Origin of the sequence: Haloferax sp. KTX1, from assembly GCF_902410085.1 — an archaeon.
Classification (GTDB): Archaea; Halobacteriota; Halobacteria; order Halobacteriales; family Haloferacaceae; genus Haloferax; species Haloferax massiliensis.
This window is the reverse complement of record NZ_CABPRH010000015.1, coordinates 67377-82925: the sequence shown is the minus strand read 5'-3', so window position 1 is coordinate 82925 and position 15549 is coordinate 67377. Positions and strand designations below refer to the sequence as shown.

The 15549-nt window shown below is 67.9% G+C and carries 17 protein-coding genes; 7 read left to right on the top strand and 10 right to left on the bottom strand.

The features are described 5' to 3' along the window. Positions 1-114: 114 nt before the first annotated feature. The 3 genes from FY251_RS18560 to FY251_RS18550 all read right to left on the bottom strand — a co-directional run bounded on the left by FY251_RS18560 (position 115) and on the right by FY251_RS18550 (position 1822). Positions 115-360, bottom strand: coding sequence for a hypothetical protein (locus FY251_RS18560; protein ID WP_049920675.1), 246 nt, complete (start codon positions 358-360; stop codon positions 115-117). A 307-nt stretch (positions 361-667) separates the two neighbouring features. Beyond that, entirely contained in the window at positions 668-1453 is a 786-nt protein-coding gene (locus tag FY251_RS18555) for a molybdopterin synthase (protein ID WP_148416511.1), read from the bottom strand. A 24-nt stretch (positions 1454-1477) separates the two neighbouring features. Further along, the gene (locus FY251_RS18550; RefSeq protein ID WP_148416510.1) at positions 1478-1822 is read right to left on the bottom strand and encodes a hypothetical protein; all 345 of its coding nucleotides are present in this window, start codon (positions 1820-1822) and stop codon (positions 1478-1480) included. 93 nt (positions 1823-1915) lie between these two features. On the opposite strand from FY251_RS18550, the gene pyrH reads away from it, so the two are divergent. Both pyrH and lysS read left to right on the top strand, forming a co-directional pair. Further along, positions 1916-2629, top strand: a complete 714-nt coding sequence (gene pyrH, locus FY251_RS18545) for a UMP kinase (RefSeq protein WP_148416509.1) — start codon at positions 1916-1918, stop codon at positions 2627-2629. A gap of 1 nt (position 2630) precedes the next feature. After that, on the top strand, positions 2631-4304 hold the full coding sequence (gene lysS, locus FY251_RS18540) for a lysine--tRNA ligase (protein ID WP_148416508.1): 1674 nt from the start codon (positions 2631-2633) through the stop codon (positions 4302-4304). 34 nt (positions 4305-4338) lie between these two features. On the opposite strand, the gene FY251_RS18535 is transcribed toward lysS, so the two are convergent. Further along, on the bottom strand, positions 4339-4878 hold the full coding sequence (locus tag FY251_RS18535; protein ID WP_148416507.1) for a hypothetical protein: 540 nt from the start codon (positions 4876-4878) through the stop codon (positions 4339-4341). A 131-nt stretch (positions 4879-5009) separates the two neighbouring features. On the opposite strand from FY251_RS18535, the gene FY251_RS18530 reads away from it, so the two are divergent. From FY251_RS18530 to FY251_RS18520, 3 genes are all read left to right on the top strand, one after another. Further along, positions 5010-5486 carry a hypothetical protein gene (locus FY251_RS18530; RefSeq protein ID WP_148416506.1) on the top strand — a complete coding sequence of 159 codons (477 nt, stop codon included), beginning with the start codon at positions 5010-5012 and terminating at the stop codon, positions 5484-5486. A gap of 116 nt (positions 5487-5602) precedes the next feature. After that, entirely contained in the window at positions 5603-7390 is a 1788-nt protein-coding gene (locus FY251_RS18525; RefSeq protein WP_148416505.1) for a site-2 protease family protein, read from the top strand. A 105-nt stretch (positions 7391-7495) separates the two neighbouring features. Continuing rightward, complete coding sequence (locus tag FY251_RS18520; protein ID WP_148416504.1) at positions 7496-9055, top strand: heme-binding protein; 1560 nt, start codon at positions 7496-7498, stop codon at positions 9053-9055. 29 nt (positions 9056-9084) lie between these two features. On the opposite strand, the gene FY251_RS18515 is transcribed toward FY251_RS18520, so the two are convergent. The 6 genes from FY251_RS18515 to FY251_RS18495 form a co-directional block, all read right to left on the bottom strand. Further along, entirely contained in the window at positions 9085-9333 is a 249-nt protein-coding gene (locus FY251_RS18515; RefSeq protein ID WP_148416503.1) for a hypothetical protein, read from the bottom strand. 52 nt (positions 9334-9385) lie between these two features. Continuing rightward, on the bottom strand, positions 9386-9832 hold the full coding sequence (locus tag FY251_RS18510; RefSeq protein WP_148416502.1) for an SHOCT domain-containing protein: 447 nt from the start codon (positions 9830-9832) through the stop codon (positions 9386-9388). A gap of 51 nt (positions 9833-9883) precedes the next feature. Further along, positions 9884-12007, bottom strand: coding sequence for an alkaline phosphatase PhoX (locus FY251_RS18505; RefSeq protein ID WP_148416501.1), 2124 nt, complete (start codon positions 12005-12007; stop codon positions 9884-9886). Between the two features lie 85 nt (positions 12008-12092). Then, positions 12093-12575 carry a hypothetical protein gene (locus FY251_RS18500; protein ID WP_148416500.1) on the bottom strand — a complete coding sequence of 161 codons (483 nt, stop codon included), beginning with the start codon at positions 12573-12575 and terminating at the stop codon, positions 12093-12095. Positions 12576-12756: 181 nt separating this feature from the next. Then, positions 12757-12927 carry a hypothetical protein gene (locus FY251_RS22685; protein WP_006601108.1) on the bottom strand — a complete coding sequence of 57 codons (171 nt, stop codon included), beginning with the start codon at positions 12925-12927 and terminating at the stop codon, positions 12757-12759. Continuing rightward, positions 12927-14000: an aldo/keto reductase gene (locus FY251_RS18495; protein WP_148416499.1), complete on the bottom strand. Its 1074-nt coding sequence runs from the start codon at positions 13998-14000 to the stop codon at positions 12927-12929. Before FY251_RS18495 ends, FY251_RS22685 begins: the two co-directional genes overlap by 1 nt. Before the next feature lie 190 nt (positions 14001-14190). On the opposite strand from FY251_RS18495, the gene FY251_RS18490 reads away from it, so the two are divergent. Further along, a complete protein-coding gene (locus FY251_RS18490) occupies positions 14191-15108 on the top strand; it encodes an acyltransferase (protein ID WP_148416498.1) in 918 nt (305 codons plus the stop codon). 113 nt (positions 15109-15221) lie between these two features. Further along, a complete protein-coding gene (locus FY251_RS18485) occupies positions 15222-15518 on the top strand; it encodes a zinc ribbon domain-containing protein (RefSeq protein ID WP_148416497.1) in 297 nt (98 codons plus the stop codon). Positions 15519-15549 lie beyond the last annotated feature (31 nt).

Genomic DNA, 15549 nt, shown 5'->3' with positions numbered 1-15549 from the left:
GCGGGGCTCTCGCGGGGTCGCGGGCCGTCACGGGGTCGGGGTCAGTTCGTCCGGGGACCGGGCGGTGCGCCTCGTCTCGACGCTGGCGTCGGTCGGGGCGGGCGGTGCGTGCTCTCAGGCGGTCTCGACGCGCCACGTGGTCGCGCTCGTGTACGACCACTTCTCGATGGTCAGCTCGGTCGCGGAGTCGCGGAGCTTGACCATCAGGGCGCCGATTTCCTTGGGAGACAGGCCGACGTCGTCGGCGATGAATTTGCTCTTGAAGTACATCTCGCCGTCTTTCGCACGGTCGAGCAGGTACTGCTTGAGGCGGTCTTCCTTGGAGCTACTGTCGGTGGAGGGGGGTACTGTTGCGCTCATCTGGTACACCTCACTTCCACCTATCGACCCATCACCTGTTATAAAGGAAGGTCCGTTAGAATTAGTTCGGCCGCTTTCAGCCTGAATCGACCAAAAGGGTTCGTTTTAGGAATCTTTGAGATCGTCTTAGATTTTTTAGAACCGATTTTGAGAGATTCTTTCTAGAAATAATATTTTGAATACATTGGGTCGAATACGCGCCGTTTCACTCCGTCTGACGCCCCATTTTGCGGAAATAGCTGCCGCAATATCGGCCGATTCCCCCGTCGTCGCGACTATCCGCGTATCGTGGATAATCCGCCCCGCCTCAGCGGTCGTGGACCCAGAACTCCTCGTCGGTGGTCGTCTCCTTCTTGAATATCGGGACCTCGTCTTTCAGGCGGTCGATTCCGTCTTCGACCGTCCGGAACGCCTCTCGGCGGTGTCCCGCGAGGACGACGACGAACACGATGTCGTCGCCGTCGCCGACGACGCCCACCCGGTGGTGCATGAGGACGCGGAGAACGCCGTCGCGCTCTTCCAACTCCTCAGATATCGCGGCCATCTTCGACTCCGCCACCCCGTCGTACTTCTCGAATTCGAGGCTGAGCGTCGGGTCGTCGCCCTCGGACTCCTTCGCGCGCACCCGCCCGGTGAACGTCGCAATCGCGCCGGCGTACACTTCGAGCGGGTCGGCCTTCGCGCGCTCGACCAGCGTTTCGAGCGTGACGTGCGGTTCGCGCGAGTCGATTTCGGCGGCGAGGGACGCCACGTCAGCTGATTCCCCCGTTTCGGCCTCCGCGACGACGTTCGCGGCGTCGGCACCGGCGACCGCGACGGTCGGGACGCGCGCGTCGGGGAACCCCGAGAGGAGCGCGTAGTCGTACGCCGCCGAGAGGTCGTCGAGGAGGCCATCGAGGCCGCGGTCGTCGCCGGTGCCGACCCAGTTCCCGTCCGGCGAGAGCCCGTACGCGGCGGCGACGCAGTCTGTCGATTCCGGTTCGGTCGCGCTCTCGGGGAGCGATTCCACGGTGGCGACGCGGCCGTCCAACTGCGCGGCGAGTCGGTCGCAGAGCGCCGTCGCGCCCGCGCCGACGATTCCGAGGACGTGCATACCCGAAGGACGGCCCGCGCCGGTTTAAGATTGCTCCGTGCCGGCCTCGTCGGACTCGGGTGTCGGCTCCGATTCCCGCGCCTCGGGGCGCGGGCGGGTTCGGTAGAGGTGGACGGCGACGGCCGCGCCGACGAGGCCGAGGAGCGTCGCCAGCCACGGGGCCGCCGCACCGACGGGCGTGTCGGCCGTCGCGGGTAGCGTGTCGAACTGCCAGAGCGCCCAGCCGACCGAAAAACAGGCCACCAACGCCCAGTTGAAGACGGTTCTGCGGTCGACCTCGCCGCGGCGGTGGCGGACGAGCATCGCGCCGAGAGCGAGCACCCACCCGACGACGACGAGCGTAACCGTCTCCACGGTGACGAGTCGCATACTCGTAGTCGCCGCGAGAGTGGTTTAAAGCCCCCGACACGGGCGTCTCGCAGTTGACAACCCTTAAGATGCGCTCCCGGATACCCGTGTGCAATGAGAGTCGTCATCTCCATCGGCGGAAGCGTGCTCGCGCCGGACCTCGACGCCCGACGCGTGGAGGGTCACGCCTCCGTCGTCGAAACGCTCGCGCGGGACGGGTGCGAAATCGGTGCGGTCGTCGGCGGCGGCGGCGTCGCCCGCGACTACATCGGTGCCGCCCGCGACCTCGGCGCGAACGAGGTCCAACTCGACCAGATAGGCATCGACGTGACCAGAATCAACGCCCGCCTGCTCATCGCGGCGCTCGGCTCGCAGGTCGACCCCAAGGTCGCCCACGACTACGAGGACGCCGGCGACGCCATCCGGCGCGGCGACATCTCGGTGATGGGCGGCGTCATGCCCGGCCAGACCACCGACGCCGTCGCGGCCGCGCTCGCCGAGTACGTCGACGCCGACCTGCTCGTCTACGCGACCAGCGTCGACGGCGTGTTCAGCGCCGACCCGAACACCGACCCCGACGCGACGAAGTTCGAGGAGATGGCCGCCGCGGAACTCGTCGACGTCATCGGCGACATCGAGATGAACGCCGGCTCGTCCGCCCCGGTCGACCTCCTCGCCGCGAAGCTCATCGAGCGCGCGAAGATGCGCACAATCGTCCTCGACGGCACGGACCCCGACCGCATCACGCCGGCGGTCCTCCGCGGCGAGCACACGGGCACCGACATCATCCCCGAGGGCGGCGACGAACCGACCTACTGGGCACCCTGAGATGGCGACGAACGACCCCTCTCGCGACGACGCTCCCGCCGCGGACGCGACCGACGCCGACGGCGACGCGGACGCCGCTCACCACGGCTTCTGGGCCGACGAGGTCGCCGACGAAATCGAGGCCCGCGACCCCGACGAGCCGGTCGTCGTCAAGGGCGGCGTCTCCCCCTCGGGCGTGGCCCACCTCGGCAACTTCAACGAGATCATGCGCGGCTACTTCGTCGCCGAGGTGCTCCGCGAGCGCGGCCACGAGGTCCGGCAGGTGTTCACCAGCGACGACAAGGACCCCCTCCGGAAGCTCCCGCGAAAGCTCGCCGACGCGGACGGCAACATCGTCGGTCTCGGCGAGGTCGACGCCGGCGCGCTCGGCCGCAACCTCGGCAAGCCGTACACGTCGATTCCGGACCCGTTCGGCGAGGCCGAGTCGTACGCGGCGCACTTCGCGGCGCTCCTGAAGGCCGACGCCGACCGCCTCGGCGTCCCGGTGGAGATGATTTCCAACACCGAACTGTACGACAGCGGCGACTTCGACCCCGTGGTCGAACACGTCCTCGAACACGCCGACACCGCGCGCGAGGTGCTCGGCGAGTACCAGTCGAAGGTCGACGAGGATTACGTCCCCTTCAACCCCGTCTGCGCCGAGTGCGGCAAAATCACGGAGACGGTCACGGACATCGACCTCGACGCCGGCACCGTCGACTACGTCTGCACCGATATGACCGTCGGCGACAACACCATCGACGGCTGCGGCCACGAGGGGACCGCGACGTTCCGCGAGGGCAAGCTCCCGTGGCGCTTCGAGTGGCCCGGCCAGTGGCAGGTCCTCGGCGTCGACTTCGAGCCGTTCGGCAAGGACCACGCCGAGGGCTCGTGGCCCTCCGGCAAGGACATCGCCGAGAACGTCCTCGGAATCGAGCCGCCGGTGCCGATGGTGTACGAGTGGTTCACGCTCAACGGCGAGGCGCTGTCGTCGTCCGCCGGCAACATCGTCACCGTCGCGGAGATGCTCGACCTGCTCGAACCCGAGGTGCTCCGGTACTTCTTCGCGCTCAACCCGCGGAAGGCCCGCGATCTCGACCTCGCGCGGCTCGACCAGCTCGTCGACGACTTCGACCGCTTCGAGCGCGCCTACTTCGGCGAGGTCGACGACGAGAGCCTGACCCGCTTCGCCGAGCGCGCCTACCCGTTCGTCGTCGACGAGGTGCGCGAGGACCGGGTTCGGCTCCCGTACACGTTCGCGGCCGTCCTCGGCATGACCGACGACGAGGACCTGCGCGTCAAGATGGCCCGCAACGAGGGCTTCTTCGACGAGGACACGCCCGACGAGGCGGTCGAGGAGGCGCTCGGCCGGGTCGAACGCGCCCGCCGCTGGGCCGAGAAGATGGACAACCAGTACAACTACCGCCTGCAGGTCGACCTCCCCGCGTTCGACTTCGACCCCGCGGTCGAGGCCGCGCTCGACGAACTGGCGGACTTCGTCGAGGAGAACCACGACGGCGAGGCGATTCAGGGCGAAATCTACGAGACGGCGCGCCGCCGCGACATCGAGATGGGCGACTTCTTCGCCGCCGGCTACCGCCTGTTTTTCGACGCCGAACAGGGACCGCGACTCGGCGAGTTCCTCGGCGAGCTAGAGCGCGACTTCGTCGTCGCGCGACTCCGCCGCGAGGACTGACACCTCGTCCCTCGCCGTCGCCCTCACCGGACCGTCAGTTCTCCTCGATGGCGTCTATGACGACCGCGCCGACGACGGCGAGTCGCGGGTCGATTCGCTCGCGGTCCACGTCGACGGTGTACCTGTCCCGGAGCGAGAACTGCCCATCCACCGCGCCGACCGACGCTCCTGTCGCGTCCTCGATACGGTAGGAAAACGGGATGAGCGTCGTGACGAGCCGTCTGGCGACCGCCATCGGGACGCTGTCCTCGACGATTCGCCCCGCGACCGAGCCGTCGGGGCCGAGCAGTTGGTAGGTGTGTCTGGCGAACGAGAACGCGCCGCGTTTGACCGCGCCGACGCGCTCGCCGGTCCGACTGTCGACGACGTCGTAGGCCGCCGACACGTCGAGGACGCTGTCGGCCTTGACGCGGAACCGCTCCTCGCCGGTGTCGTGGTCGTTCAGCCGGAAGTCCTCTTTCAGTTTGAACTTCTTTTGCTTCGCCGAGAGGACGGGGTCGTCGCCCTCGTAGACGACGTACTTGTTGCTGATGGACACCTTCTGTCGGACCTCGTAGCGGGAACTGTCGAACACGGTTCCCGTTCGTCGCCGGGGTGGCTAAAACCCTTCTGGGGGACGACTTATGTCCCCGACGCGCGTACGGTGAGACGGGCTCGTTCCCCCGCGAACGACGCCTACCGCGGCCTCGCCGCATCACAGTTCACATGTCTCTCATTGACTTCATCCGGTCCGTGGAGGAATCGCAAGACGAATTCGACGTCGAACTGGAGGAGTTCGACGCCGACTCCGAACAGGCGTCCGTCGACGACGGCTCCTCGGGCGGCCGCTCGTGGGGCCGTCTGCTCCTCGTCGCGTTGCTCCTCGTGGGCGTCGCCTACGCCGTCTCTCGGCTTCGCTCGTCGTCCGGCGACTCCTTCACCGACATCGCGCTCGCCGACGACCCCGCCGAGGGCGAGACGGCGGCCGACGAGGAGACCGGCGCGGACGACGCGACCGACGACGAGGACGCCACGGTCACCGTCGAACGCGACCCCGAGGAGGAAACGGACGACGCCGCCTCCGACGACGAGACGGACGAGGCAGACGAGACTGCCGATGCGAGCGACGGGGAGACCGACGCGGACGACGACGGCGCGGTCGAAGTCGAAATCGAGTCGCCCGGCGACGACGACGACGAGTAACCGACTCTCGGTCGCGGGCCGGGTCGGCGCTCGCGCTCGTCGAACGCGGTACCGTGACCCGAACGGTGGAATCGTAACCCGAACGCCTTTTGGCGCGCGCCGCTTCCCTTCGGGCGATGAACACGCTGCTTTGGGTTCTCGCCGGCTTCATCGCCTACTCTCTCCTCGCGGCGCTGTTGCGTGCTCGTGGTATCCTCCCCGAGTACGTCCGCGTCCAGGGTCCCCTCACGACGGTTCACACCCGTCGCGGCCGCGAACTCCTCGACAGAATCGCCGCCCCCAAGCGGTTCTGGCGGGCGTGGAGTAACATCGGCCTCGGTATCGCCCTCGTCATCATGGTCGGGACGTTCGTCCTCCTCGTCTATCAGGCGGTCGTCATCCTCCAGAACCCGCCCGCCCCGACGCAGGTGAACCAGCCGCAGAACTTCCTCGTCATCCCCGGCGTCAACGACTTCCTCCCGCTTTCGGTCGCGCCGGAAATCCTCTTCGGCCTCCTCGTCGGCCTCGTCGTCCACGAGGGCGGCCACGGCGTCCTCAGCCGCGTCGAGGGCATCGACGTGGAGTCGATGGGCGTCGTTCTCCTGACGATACTCCCCGTGGGGGCGTTCGTCGAACCCTCCGAGGAGAGCCAGCGCCGCGCCGACCGCGGCGGTAAGTCGCGGATGTTCGCCGCCGGCGTGACGAACAACTTCGCCGTCACGCTCGTCGCGTTCGCCCTGCTTTTCGGCCCGGTCATCGGCTCTATCTCGGTCGCGCCGGGCGTCGCCGTCTCCGGCGCGTACGCCGGGTCGCCGGCCGACGCGGCGGGCATCTCGGGCGGCGACCGCGTGACCGCCATCGAGGGCACGCCGGTCAACACGACGCGGGAACTCGACGCCGCGCTCCTCGGCACGGACGCGGGGACGGTGTCGGTCGAACTCGACGGCGAGCGGACCGTCTCGGTCACGCGCGAACTCGTCGTCGCCGGCTCCGTCGCCGGCAACCCGGCGAACCTGACCGTCGAGTCCGGCAGCGACCCGATTCGCGTGACCGCGGTCAACGGGACCGCCGTCTCCACGCGCGCCGACTTCGAGTCGGCCGTCGGCGACTCGCGGTTCGCCCGCCTCGACACCTCCGCCGGCGAGCGCACCATCCCGGTCGGTGCCTACATCACGGTGGTTTCCGAGAACGGCCCGCTGTACAACGCCACGGGAACGACCCAACCCCTCATCGTCTCGTCGTTCGACGGCGAGCGAATCACGTCCTCGACGGAGCTTCAGCAGGCGCTCGACCGGACCGACCCCGACCAGACGGTGCCCGTCGAAGTCTACCGCGACGGCGGCTTCGAGACGGTGCAGGTGACGCTCGGCGAGAACGACCAGGACGGCAACGGCTTCCTCGGCGTCAGAATCTTCCAGGGGACGAGCGGCCTGCTCCTGACCGACTTCGGCACGCAGGAGTACCCCGCGGGGACGTACCTCTCGCTTCTCGGCGGTGACGGCGGCGACGGCGGCGGCCTCGGGACCGCCTTCGCCGGCTCGCCCCTCCAACTCGTCTACGTGTCGCTGCTGTTGCCCCTCGCGTCGGTCGTCCTCGGGATTCCGAACTTCCCCGGCTTCACCGGGCAGGTCCTCAACTTCTATCAGGTCGGCGGCCCGCTCGGCTTCCTCGGCGGCGGCGTCTTCATCGTCGCCAACGTCCTGTTCTGGACGGCGTGGATTAACCTCCAACTGGGGCTTTTCAACTGCATCCCCGGCTACCCGCTCGACGGGGGTCGAATCCTGCGGACCTCGGCCGAGGCCGTCGTCTCGCGGCTCCCGGTCGACGACCCCCACACCGTCGTCCGCACCATCACGACCTCCGTCGGCCTCACGATGCTCGCGTCGCTCGTGCTCATGATATTCGGGCCGACGCTCCTCGGCTGAGCGCCTCGGTCGGCCCGGTCGGTCCCGACTCGCCACCCCTCGACGGTTCTCGAACCGCGAAAACGACTCGCAACTTCAATACCGGATGACTCCCTAGGCCACGGTATGGTAGAGGCCCCACAGACCGACGAGGGCTGGTTCGCGCTGCACGACTTCCGAACCGTCGACTGGGACGCGTGGCGTGACGCGCCCGACCACGAGCGCCGCCGCGCAATCGAGGAGGGCGTCGCGTACCTCGACGCCCACGAGGCGGTCGAGGACGCCGAGGCGGGCGCGTCCGCCGTCTTCTCCGTCCTCGGCCACAAGGCGGACTTCGTGGTCGTCCACTTCCGGCCGACGCTGGACGACGTCTCCCGCGCCGAACGGCAGTTCGAGCGGACCGCGCTCGCGGCGTTCACCGAACAGCCGACCTCCTACGTCTCCGTCACCGAGGTGTCCGGCTACGTCTCGGACGACTACTTCGAGGGCAACGAGGAGGACATCGACACGGGACTGCTCCGCTACATCGAGGGCAAACTCAAGCCCGACATCCCCGAGGACACCTACATGTCCTTCTACCCGATGTCGAAGCGCCGCGGCGAAGAGCACAACTGGTACGACCTCTCGTTCGACGAGCGCCGCGAGCTGATGTCGACCCACGGCGACACCGGCCGGCAGTACGCCGGGAAGATCAAGCAGGTCATCGCCTCCTCGGTCGGCTTCGACGACTACGAGTGGGGCGTCACGCTGTTCGGCGACGACCCCACCGACATCAAGGACATCGTCTACGAGATGCGCTTCGACGAGGTTTCCTCGAAGTACGGCGAGTTCGGCCAGTTCTACGTCGGCCGGCGCTTCCCGCCGTCGGACCTCGGCGCGTTCCTCGCTGGCGACGGCGTCCCGACGAGCGAGTTCGAAGACGAGTCCCACCACGGCACGCACGCCCACGGCGAGGACGGCCACCACGGCGGCGAGGGCCAACATCATGGCGAGGACGGCCACCACCACGGCGAGGGCCATCATCATGGCGAGGACGGCCACCACCACGGCGAGGGTGGCGACGGCCACCACCACGGCGACGACGGCGGCAACGAGAGCGCCGACGAGGACATCCGCGGTCAGCTCGAAGACCTGAACATCTACGCCGGCAAGCCGCACGGCGAGGACGTGTACGCGACGGTCCTCTACTCCGAGGCCGACGCCGACGAGCTGTTCGAGGAGGTCGAGGGGCTCCGCGGCAACTTCGACCACTACCCGACGCACGTCAAGACGGCCGTCTACGAGGCCAACGAGCGCGGGCGGGTCGCCGTCGTCTCCATCTGGGAGACGGCGTCGGCCGCCGAGACCGCCGCGGGCTTCCTCTCGGAGCTTCCCGGCATCGTCGAGCGCGCCGGCGAGGAGTCCGGCTTCGGCACGATGGGGATGTTCTACACCGTCAAGTCCGAACACCGCGGCGACTTCGTCGAGAAGTTCGGCACCGTCGGCGGCCTCCTCGAAGAGATGGACGGCCACTTCGACACGGACCTGATGGTCAACGTCGAGGACGAAGACGACATGTTCATCGCCAGCCAGTGGCGCTCGCAGGACGACGCGATGGAGTTCTTCCGCTCCGACGCGTTCCGCGACACGGTCCGGTGGGGCCGCGACGTGCTGGCGGACCGGCCGCGACACGTGTTCCTCGCCTGAGGCGGTCGAAAATCAGAACGCGGTTTTCCCTACGCGAGCGCGGTGCGCACGTCCCGAAGCTTCGGGCGGACCTTGTCGGAGCCGACGAGATACGCGAAGTACAGCGCCACCGCGCCCATCACGACCGCCCACGCGGCGATCTCGACGTTGCCCTGTTCGAAGGTGACGAACGCGAAGCGCTCGATGTACGCGCCGGCGAGGGAGAGCCCCGCGCTGCCGAGGCCGAAGACGAGGAGTTCGAGGAGGTCCGGGAGCATGTCGACGAGTGAACTGCGCATGGTCGTCCCGAACTCGGTCGAGCGTTGTGGCTTTTTCGGTCTCGAATCGGCTTCAGTTCCGCTCGAACGTCGGTTCCGACTCGTCGGTCGCCCGCGTCCGTGACCGCGACCCGGCGACGAGGTCTTCGGTCTCGACCAGTCTGGCGAGGCGGCGCTCGAACTCCTCGTCGGAGAGGTCGCCGGCGGCGTAGCGCTCCCGCAGTCGCTCGATGGCCGACTCGTCGTCGACCGGGTCGTACCCGGAACCGTCCGACGCCCGCGTCCACTCGCCGTTGGATTCGCCGCGAACGCGGCGCAGGACGCGCCGCCCGCCGTACGCCAGCGCCGTCACCGCCGGCGCGACGACGAGAAACCAGACGACTGCGAGGTGCGCTTCGAGCCCCATCATCAGCGCGATGAGCATCAACCACGCCCCGGTGACCGCCCCCAAAAGCGGCGGGTTTCGGGCGACGACGCGGGCCTCGCGGGAGAGTACCGAACCGAATCGTTCGAGGACCATCGGTCGAACGTGTCTCTCTAAATACAAAAAACCGCGTCCGAGCGAGGCGGGTTAGCTGCTGTTCCCGTTCCCGCGTCCCGGATTGCCGTCACCGTCGCCTCGACCCGGGTTGTCGGCGTCGTCGCCGTCGGGGTCGTTCCCGTGGCCGCGGTCGCCGTCTTCGGGCGTGTAGACGTACAGGCAGTCGTTTTTGTACGAGCGGCCGAACTGGTCGGCGTCCTCGCAGCAGAGCACGCGGCCGTCGTCCATCACGTCGAGGTTGTCGACGTTGATGAGCGCGTCGTCGGCGACGGCGGCGGGGTCGCTCGCGTCGGGGCCGACGATGACGGGTTCGAGCGTCGAGACGTCGTAGTCGGCCTCCAGTTCCGCGCGGTAGACGACGCCCCCGTCGACGCGCTGGAGCTGGAGGTCGCCCGCGTCGTTCGACATGTCGTCGTTGAGTTCGGAGATGCCGAAGTAGACGTAGTCGCCGGGTTCAGCGCCGTCGACGCTGTCGATGCCCTCGGCCTTGTTGAACTCGATGGTCGCGCCGATTTCCTTGGCGGCCGCGCGGGTCTCGATGAAGGGGACGCGCCTGAGCCCCTCGTCCACGCCGCCGGGGCCGCGCGTCTCGTACTGGTCGGCCCACTCGACGATTTCCCCGTCGGTGACGTAGTCGCGGTTGCCGTTTTCGACGACCGCCCTGTCGGCGGCTTCGAGGAGTTCCGCCGTCACCTCGTCGCCTTCGGTCCAGTCCGTGTGGGTTTCGAGGTAGTCGACCTGCGTGATGCCGTCGTACTCCGCGACCCACGCCGCGACCTCCGCGTTGGTCGCGTGGCCGAGTTCGACCCACTCGAAGTCGAGGTCCACGTCGGCAGGGGGCGCTTCGACCGCGGCGTCGCGGTTCGTCACGAACGGCGCGTAGAGCGTTCCGGCAAGGTCCATCGGGTCGTCGTAGCTCGGAATCGGCTCGTCGGCGACGAACTTGTAGACGCCCTTGCTGTCGCCGTCGGAGGCGAGGTAGACCGTCCGCTCGTCGGACTGCACGTCGGGGCACTCCCACGCGGCCCGGCCCATGACGTAGTACTTGACCGGCTCGGGGGTCTCGGCGGCCGGTTCGCGGACGTCGACGATGTAGCCGTACCGGTACGGGTTCGGGTAGACGTCGCCGATGGGCGAGAGGTCGTTACCGTCGTCGGACTGGTCGACCGGCTCCGCGCCGAGGTAGTACGCGAGGAGTTCGACGCCGGCGACCGCCCAGTAGCTCTGGACGAACCACGACTCGTCGCCGTAGTAGTCGTCGACGGCCGCCTGAATCTCGGTCGGGTTGGGCCGGTTCCAGAACTCGTGTGCGCCGCGGAGCCCTTTGCCCGTCCCCTTCTCGACGATGTCGCCGACGGTCGCGGTCAGCGAGACGCGCGGGTGACCGTAGTTCTCCTCGGCGGACAGCATCGTGTTCCACGGGCTCAGGTCGCCGTAGCAGTTGATTCGCGTCCCGCCGAGGTCGCGGAGCGCGTCGGTGTTCGCGAGGTTCAGCGCGTTTTCGAGGTCGGCGGTCCACGACCCGTCGCCGTCCCGACTGAGCGGAATCCGCGAGACGTTGCCCGGACTCGCCTCCCAGTTGGTGAACAGGTAGCCCTCGGTCCCCGCGTCGTCCGTGGCGACGAACTGGTTGCAGTCGGGGGTGTAGCCCGCGTCGGCGTACTTCGACCCGCTGAACCGGTCGCTCGTGATGTTCGTCCCGTCGGGCGTCTGCGGGACGCCGAGGAGTTCCGACCCGCCGTTGATGGGGTCGCGCTCGCGGGCCAGAATCTCGTAGTCGCCGGCGGCGGACCGGACCGTCCGCCGCTCTTCGTCCGTCTCGGGCGTTTCGAGTTCGTCGAAGTCGCTCTCGCCGTCGAACGAGAACCGGAAGCCGGAGAAGTAGCCGACCGCCGCCTTGTCGTAGGGCGCGGGGTTCTCGCGGTCGGGGTGCTGGAGGCTGTAGAGGAGCGTCCCGTCGCCGAAGACGAACGGCCCCGTCACCTCCGCGCCGAACGCCGTCGTCGAAAAGCGCTTGAGTTCGCCCCGAACGAGCGGTGCGCGCGGCGTGTTCGGGTCGTCGGGGTCAGCCGCCTGACCGACGCCTGCCACGCTCGCTCCGAGCGCGGCGGCGACGGACGATGCCATGAGGGTTCGCCGAGTAAACTCCACCATGCGGTCGAACCACTCCGTTCTCCCGCCCTTTAATTTTGTATTGGATACCTATTGTAATATTGTCCGTGGGTGAGCGTTGTGTGGACTATATATCGGTCCCCATTCGGCCTCCGACGGACGCGTCGTCCGCGACGGGCGTCCCCTCGCGTTCGAGCGCCTCGACGCCGTCTCGAATCTCCTCGGCGCGCCGTCGGACGGCCGCGACGTAGCGCTCGATTCGCGCCCGCTTTTTCCCGTAGAACGACGCCACCCAGTCGGCGTCGGCGTAGGGTTGCGTCAGGAAGTACGCCGCGAGGGTGTCGCGGCCCGCCTGAATGATTTCCGGCGGCACGCCGCGGTCGCCCGTGCCGGCCTCGACGAACCCGTTCACGTCGAAGTAGACGTCGGCGTAGAGCGCAGCCGTGTCGGCGTCCTCGAACTCGCGGCCCGCGTGGTCGGGCGCGCGGAAGCCGTAGCGCCGGCCCTCCTCGTCCGGGTCGTCGTGCTCGACGATTCGGACGCCCAGCGGGTAGGTTCTGTACGCGCGCTCCGACCGCGTCTCGGGGGAAGGAGATGCTGAATTCGACATGTTCGGGTGTGCGCGTCACCCCGGCGCGAGCGCGCCGCGGCGACCGTACCGGTCGGGTTCGACGGCGGGGGTGTAGTAGCCTTATAAGTTAGATATATATCGGAAGGGAGGACTCGTGAGCGTCCGGAACGGCGGGCAAAACGAGCGAACGCGCGACCGAGTCGCCGCGGGACCGCCGTCGTCAGCGGCCGTCGCGGACGTACTTCGCGGCACCGACAACGCCGGTGAGGAGGGTCAGCGCTATCCAGCGGCCGGCGTCGTCGCCGCGCTTCTTGGCGTCGAGACTGACCAGCCACGCGAGCGCGACGTGGGCGACCGCGGTGACGCCGAGGAGGGTCTTCAGGCGACCCATCAGGCTTCGTTGCGCGCGCCTTTCGCGACGCGCTTGTCGAGACCGGCCGCGCGGATGTCCTCGCCGTCGACCGACGAGCGGAGCGCGTCCATGCCGTCGAAGCGGTCGATGCCGAAGTTGTCCGCGTACAGTTCCTCGACGCGGGTCAGCTCCTCGTCGGTGAGTTTCGGCACGTCGGAGGCCTTCGCCCACTCGTCGATGTCGGCTTTCGTGCGGAACGTCGGCGTGACGGCCGCGGTCTCGTCGTAGCCGAGGAGGTAGGCGATGGACGCCTGCGCCATGGTCCGCTCGCCGTCGCGTTCGAGGAAGCGGAGCGCTTCGAGCTTCTCCCAGCCCGTCTCGTACCACTCGTCGGGGCGGAAGCCGCGGTGGTCGCCGGAGCCGAGTTCGGTCTCGGGGCGGACCTGCTCGTTCAGGAGGCCCGAGGAGTGCGGCACGCGGGCGATGAGGCTCGTGGGGGAGCCGGTCTCGCGGATGGTGTCGAGGAAGTGGTTGCCCACGTCCTGCTCGAAGGCGTTCCAGACGATTTGGAGCGCGTCGAACTCCTCTTCGATGGCCATGTCGCCTTCGGCCAGCCAGCCGATTGAGGGGCCGAGCGCCCAGCCGGTGGCCTCGATGAGGCCCTCCTCTTTCAGTTCGTCGAGGGCTTCGAGCACGTCGGGCGTGACCTCGTCGACGTTCGCGTTGTGGAGTTGCAGGAGGTCGATGTACTCCATGTCGAGGCGTTCGAGGCTCTTTTCGGTCGCCTCGCGGACCCACTCGCCGGTTATCTCCTTGGGGAGTTCGCCGTGGCCGGCCTGCGGGTTGTTGTAGAAGTCGTAGCCGATTTTGGTGGCGACGGTGACCTCGTCGCGGTAGTCAGAAAGCGCCTCGCCGACGACCTCCTCGGAGTGGCCGTGGCCGTAGACGTCACCCGTGTCGAAGAAGTCGATGCCCTGCTCGATGGCGTGGTGGAGCATCTCGATGGAGTCTTCGTCCGAGCGGTCGCCCCACCAGTCGGTCCCGACGACCCACGCACCGAAGCCGACCTCGCTGACTTCGATTCCGGAGGTGCCGAGTTCGCGGTAGTGCATGGCCGGCCCTACGAATTGGGGCGACTTATTCCGTGTGTTTTGTTCCCGTACGCTGGGAATCCCCGGCCCGGCGGACGCTCGGTTTCACCCATCGCAAACGCCCGGAACCAGCCAGTATTGCCCGGAGGAGGCCTGACGTGGGGTTCGCACAACCGAATCCCTTTGAATCTCGACGGCTTACGACGGTGCAATGACGAAGGTCCACGTTTCGCTTCCGGCGGACGCCGAAGAAGGCTTACAGGCGTTCATCGACGAGGTCGACGCTCGGCTCGCCTCGGACGAAGACACCTGTACGGTCGTGCGAGACACCCTCATCGACCTGTTCGGCGACCGCGAGGCGTGGGAACGCTGGCAGAACGGCAAGCCCGTCTCGCCGGCGACGCGGGTTCGGTTGCAGGGGTACGACCCCTGTAACGCGACGCTCGAAGCCGAGTACTACGCCGAGAAGGACGACGAGCGGTTCAAGCGCTCGAAGCACCTCCAGTGGCTCTGGCGGCAGTTCGACGCGACGCCGATGGCGGACAACGTCGCGTTCGCCCTCCGGTTCCGACAGATGCTCGCCGACCACCTCTTCGAGGAGGCCGGCGACAACCTCCGCATCTTCAAGGGCGTCACCTTCTCCTACGGGCACAACATCTCGGTCGGCGACAACACGGTCATCCACGACGACGTCCACCTCGACGACCGCGGGAAACTCACCATCGGCGACCGCGTCTCCATCTCCGACAGCGCCCACATCTACAGCCACTCCCACGACACCGTCGACCAGACCGAGGTCCGAAACTACCACACGACCATCGGCGACGACGCGCGCGTCACCTACGACGCGATGGTCAACGCCGGCGTTTCGGTCGGCGAGAACGCCATCGTCGGCGCGCGGTCGGTCGTCCAGGGCGACGTGCCCGCCCACCACATCGCGGTCGGCTCCCCCGCCAAGAGCGTGAAGGTGAAACCCGGCTTCGAGGACGCGGCCGAACCGCTCGACGCCGGCGGCGAGCGCCGCGCCGACGAGCGCGAGATTCCCTACGAACTCCCAGACGACATCGAGGTATTCGACGAGTTCGACCGCGACCTCGACGGACCGGTGCAGTCCCACCGGCGCGAGTAGCCCTTTTCGACGCGAAGCCGCCCGTTGGCATCGCCCGCGACCGCCGTCGAGAGCGTCGGTAGACCCGTTCGACCGAAGAACCGATATAGCATGCTAACGTAAGTCAATGTATGATGGACGCCTGGGGTTGGATCGTCGTCTACGCCCTCGGGTTGACCCTGCTCCAGCTCTTGGTCTATCGGTACCTCGTCAACGGCGGCGAGCCGACGATGGGCGAGGGGACCGGTCGGGACTCCGCCCGGACGGACCGCTACGTCCATCCCGAAATCGCGGCGTCGCTCGACGACGGCTCGCAGGCCGGCGTGCAGACGACGCCGACGGGCGAGCGCATCTGTCCGAACTGCGGGGCCGAAAACGAGGCCGACGCCACGTTCGACCTCTGCTGGAACTGCACCCGACGGCTCCGGTGACGCCCCGCAGCCGAGTCCGTTTTACCGGCCC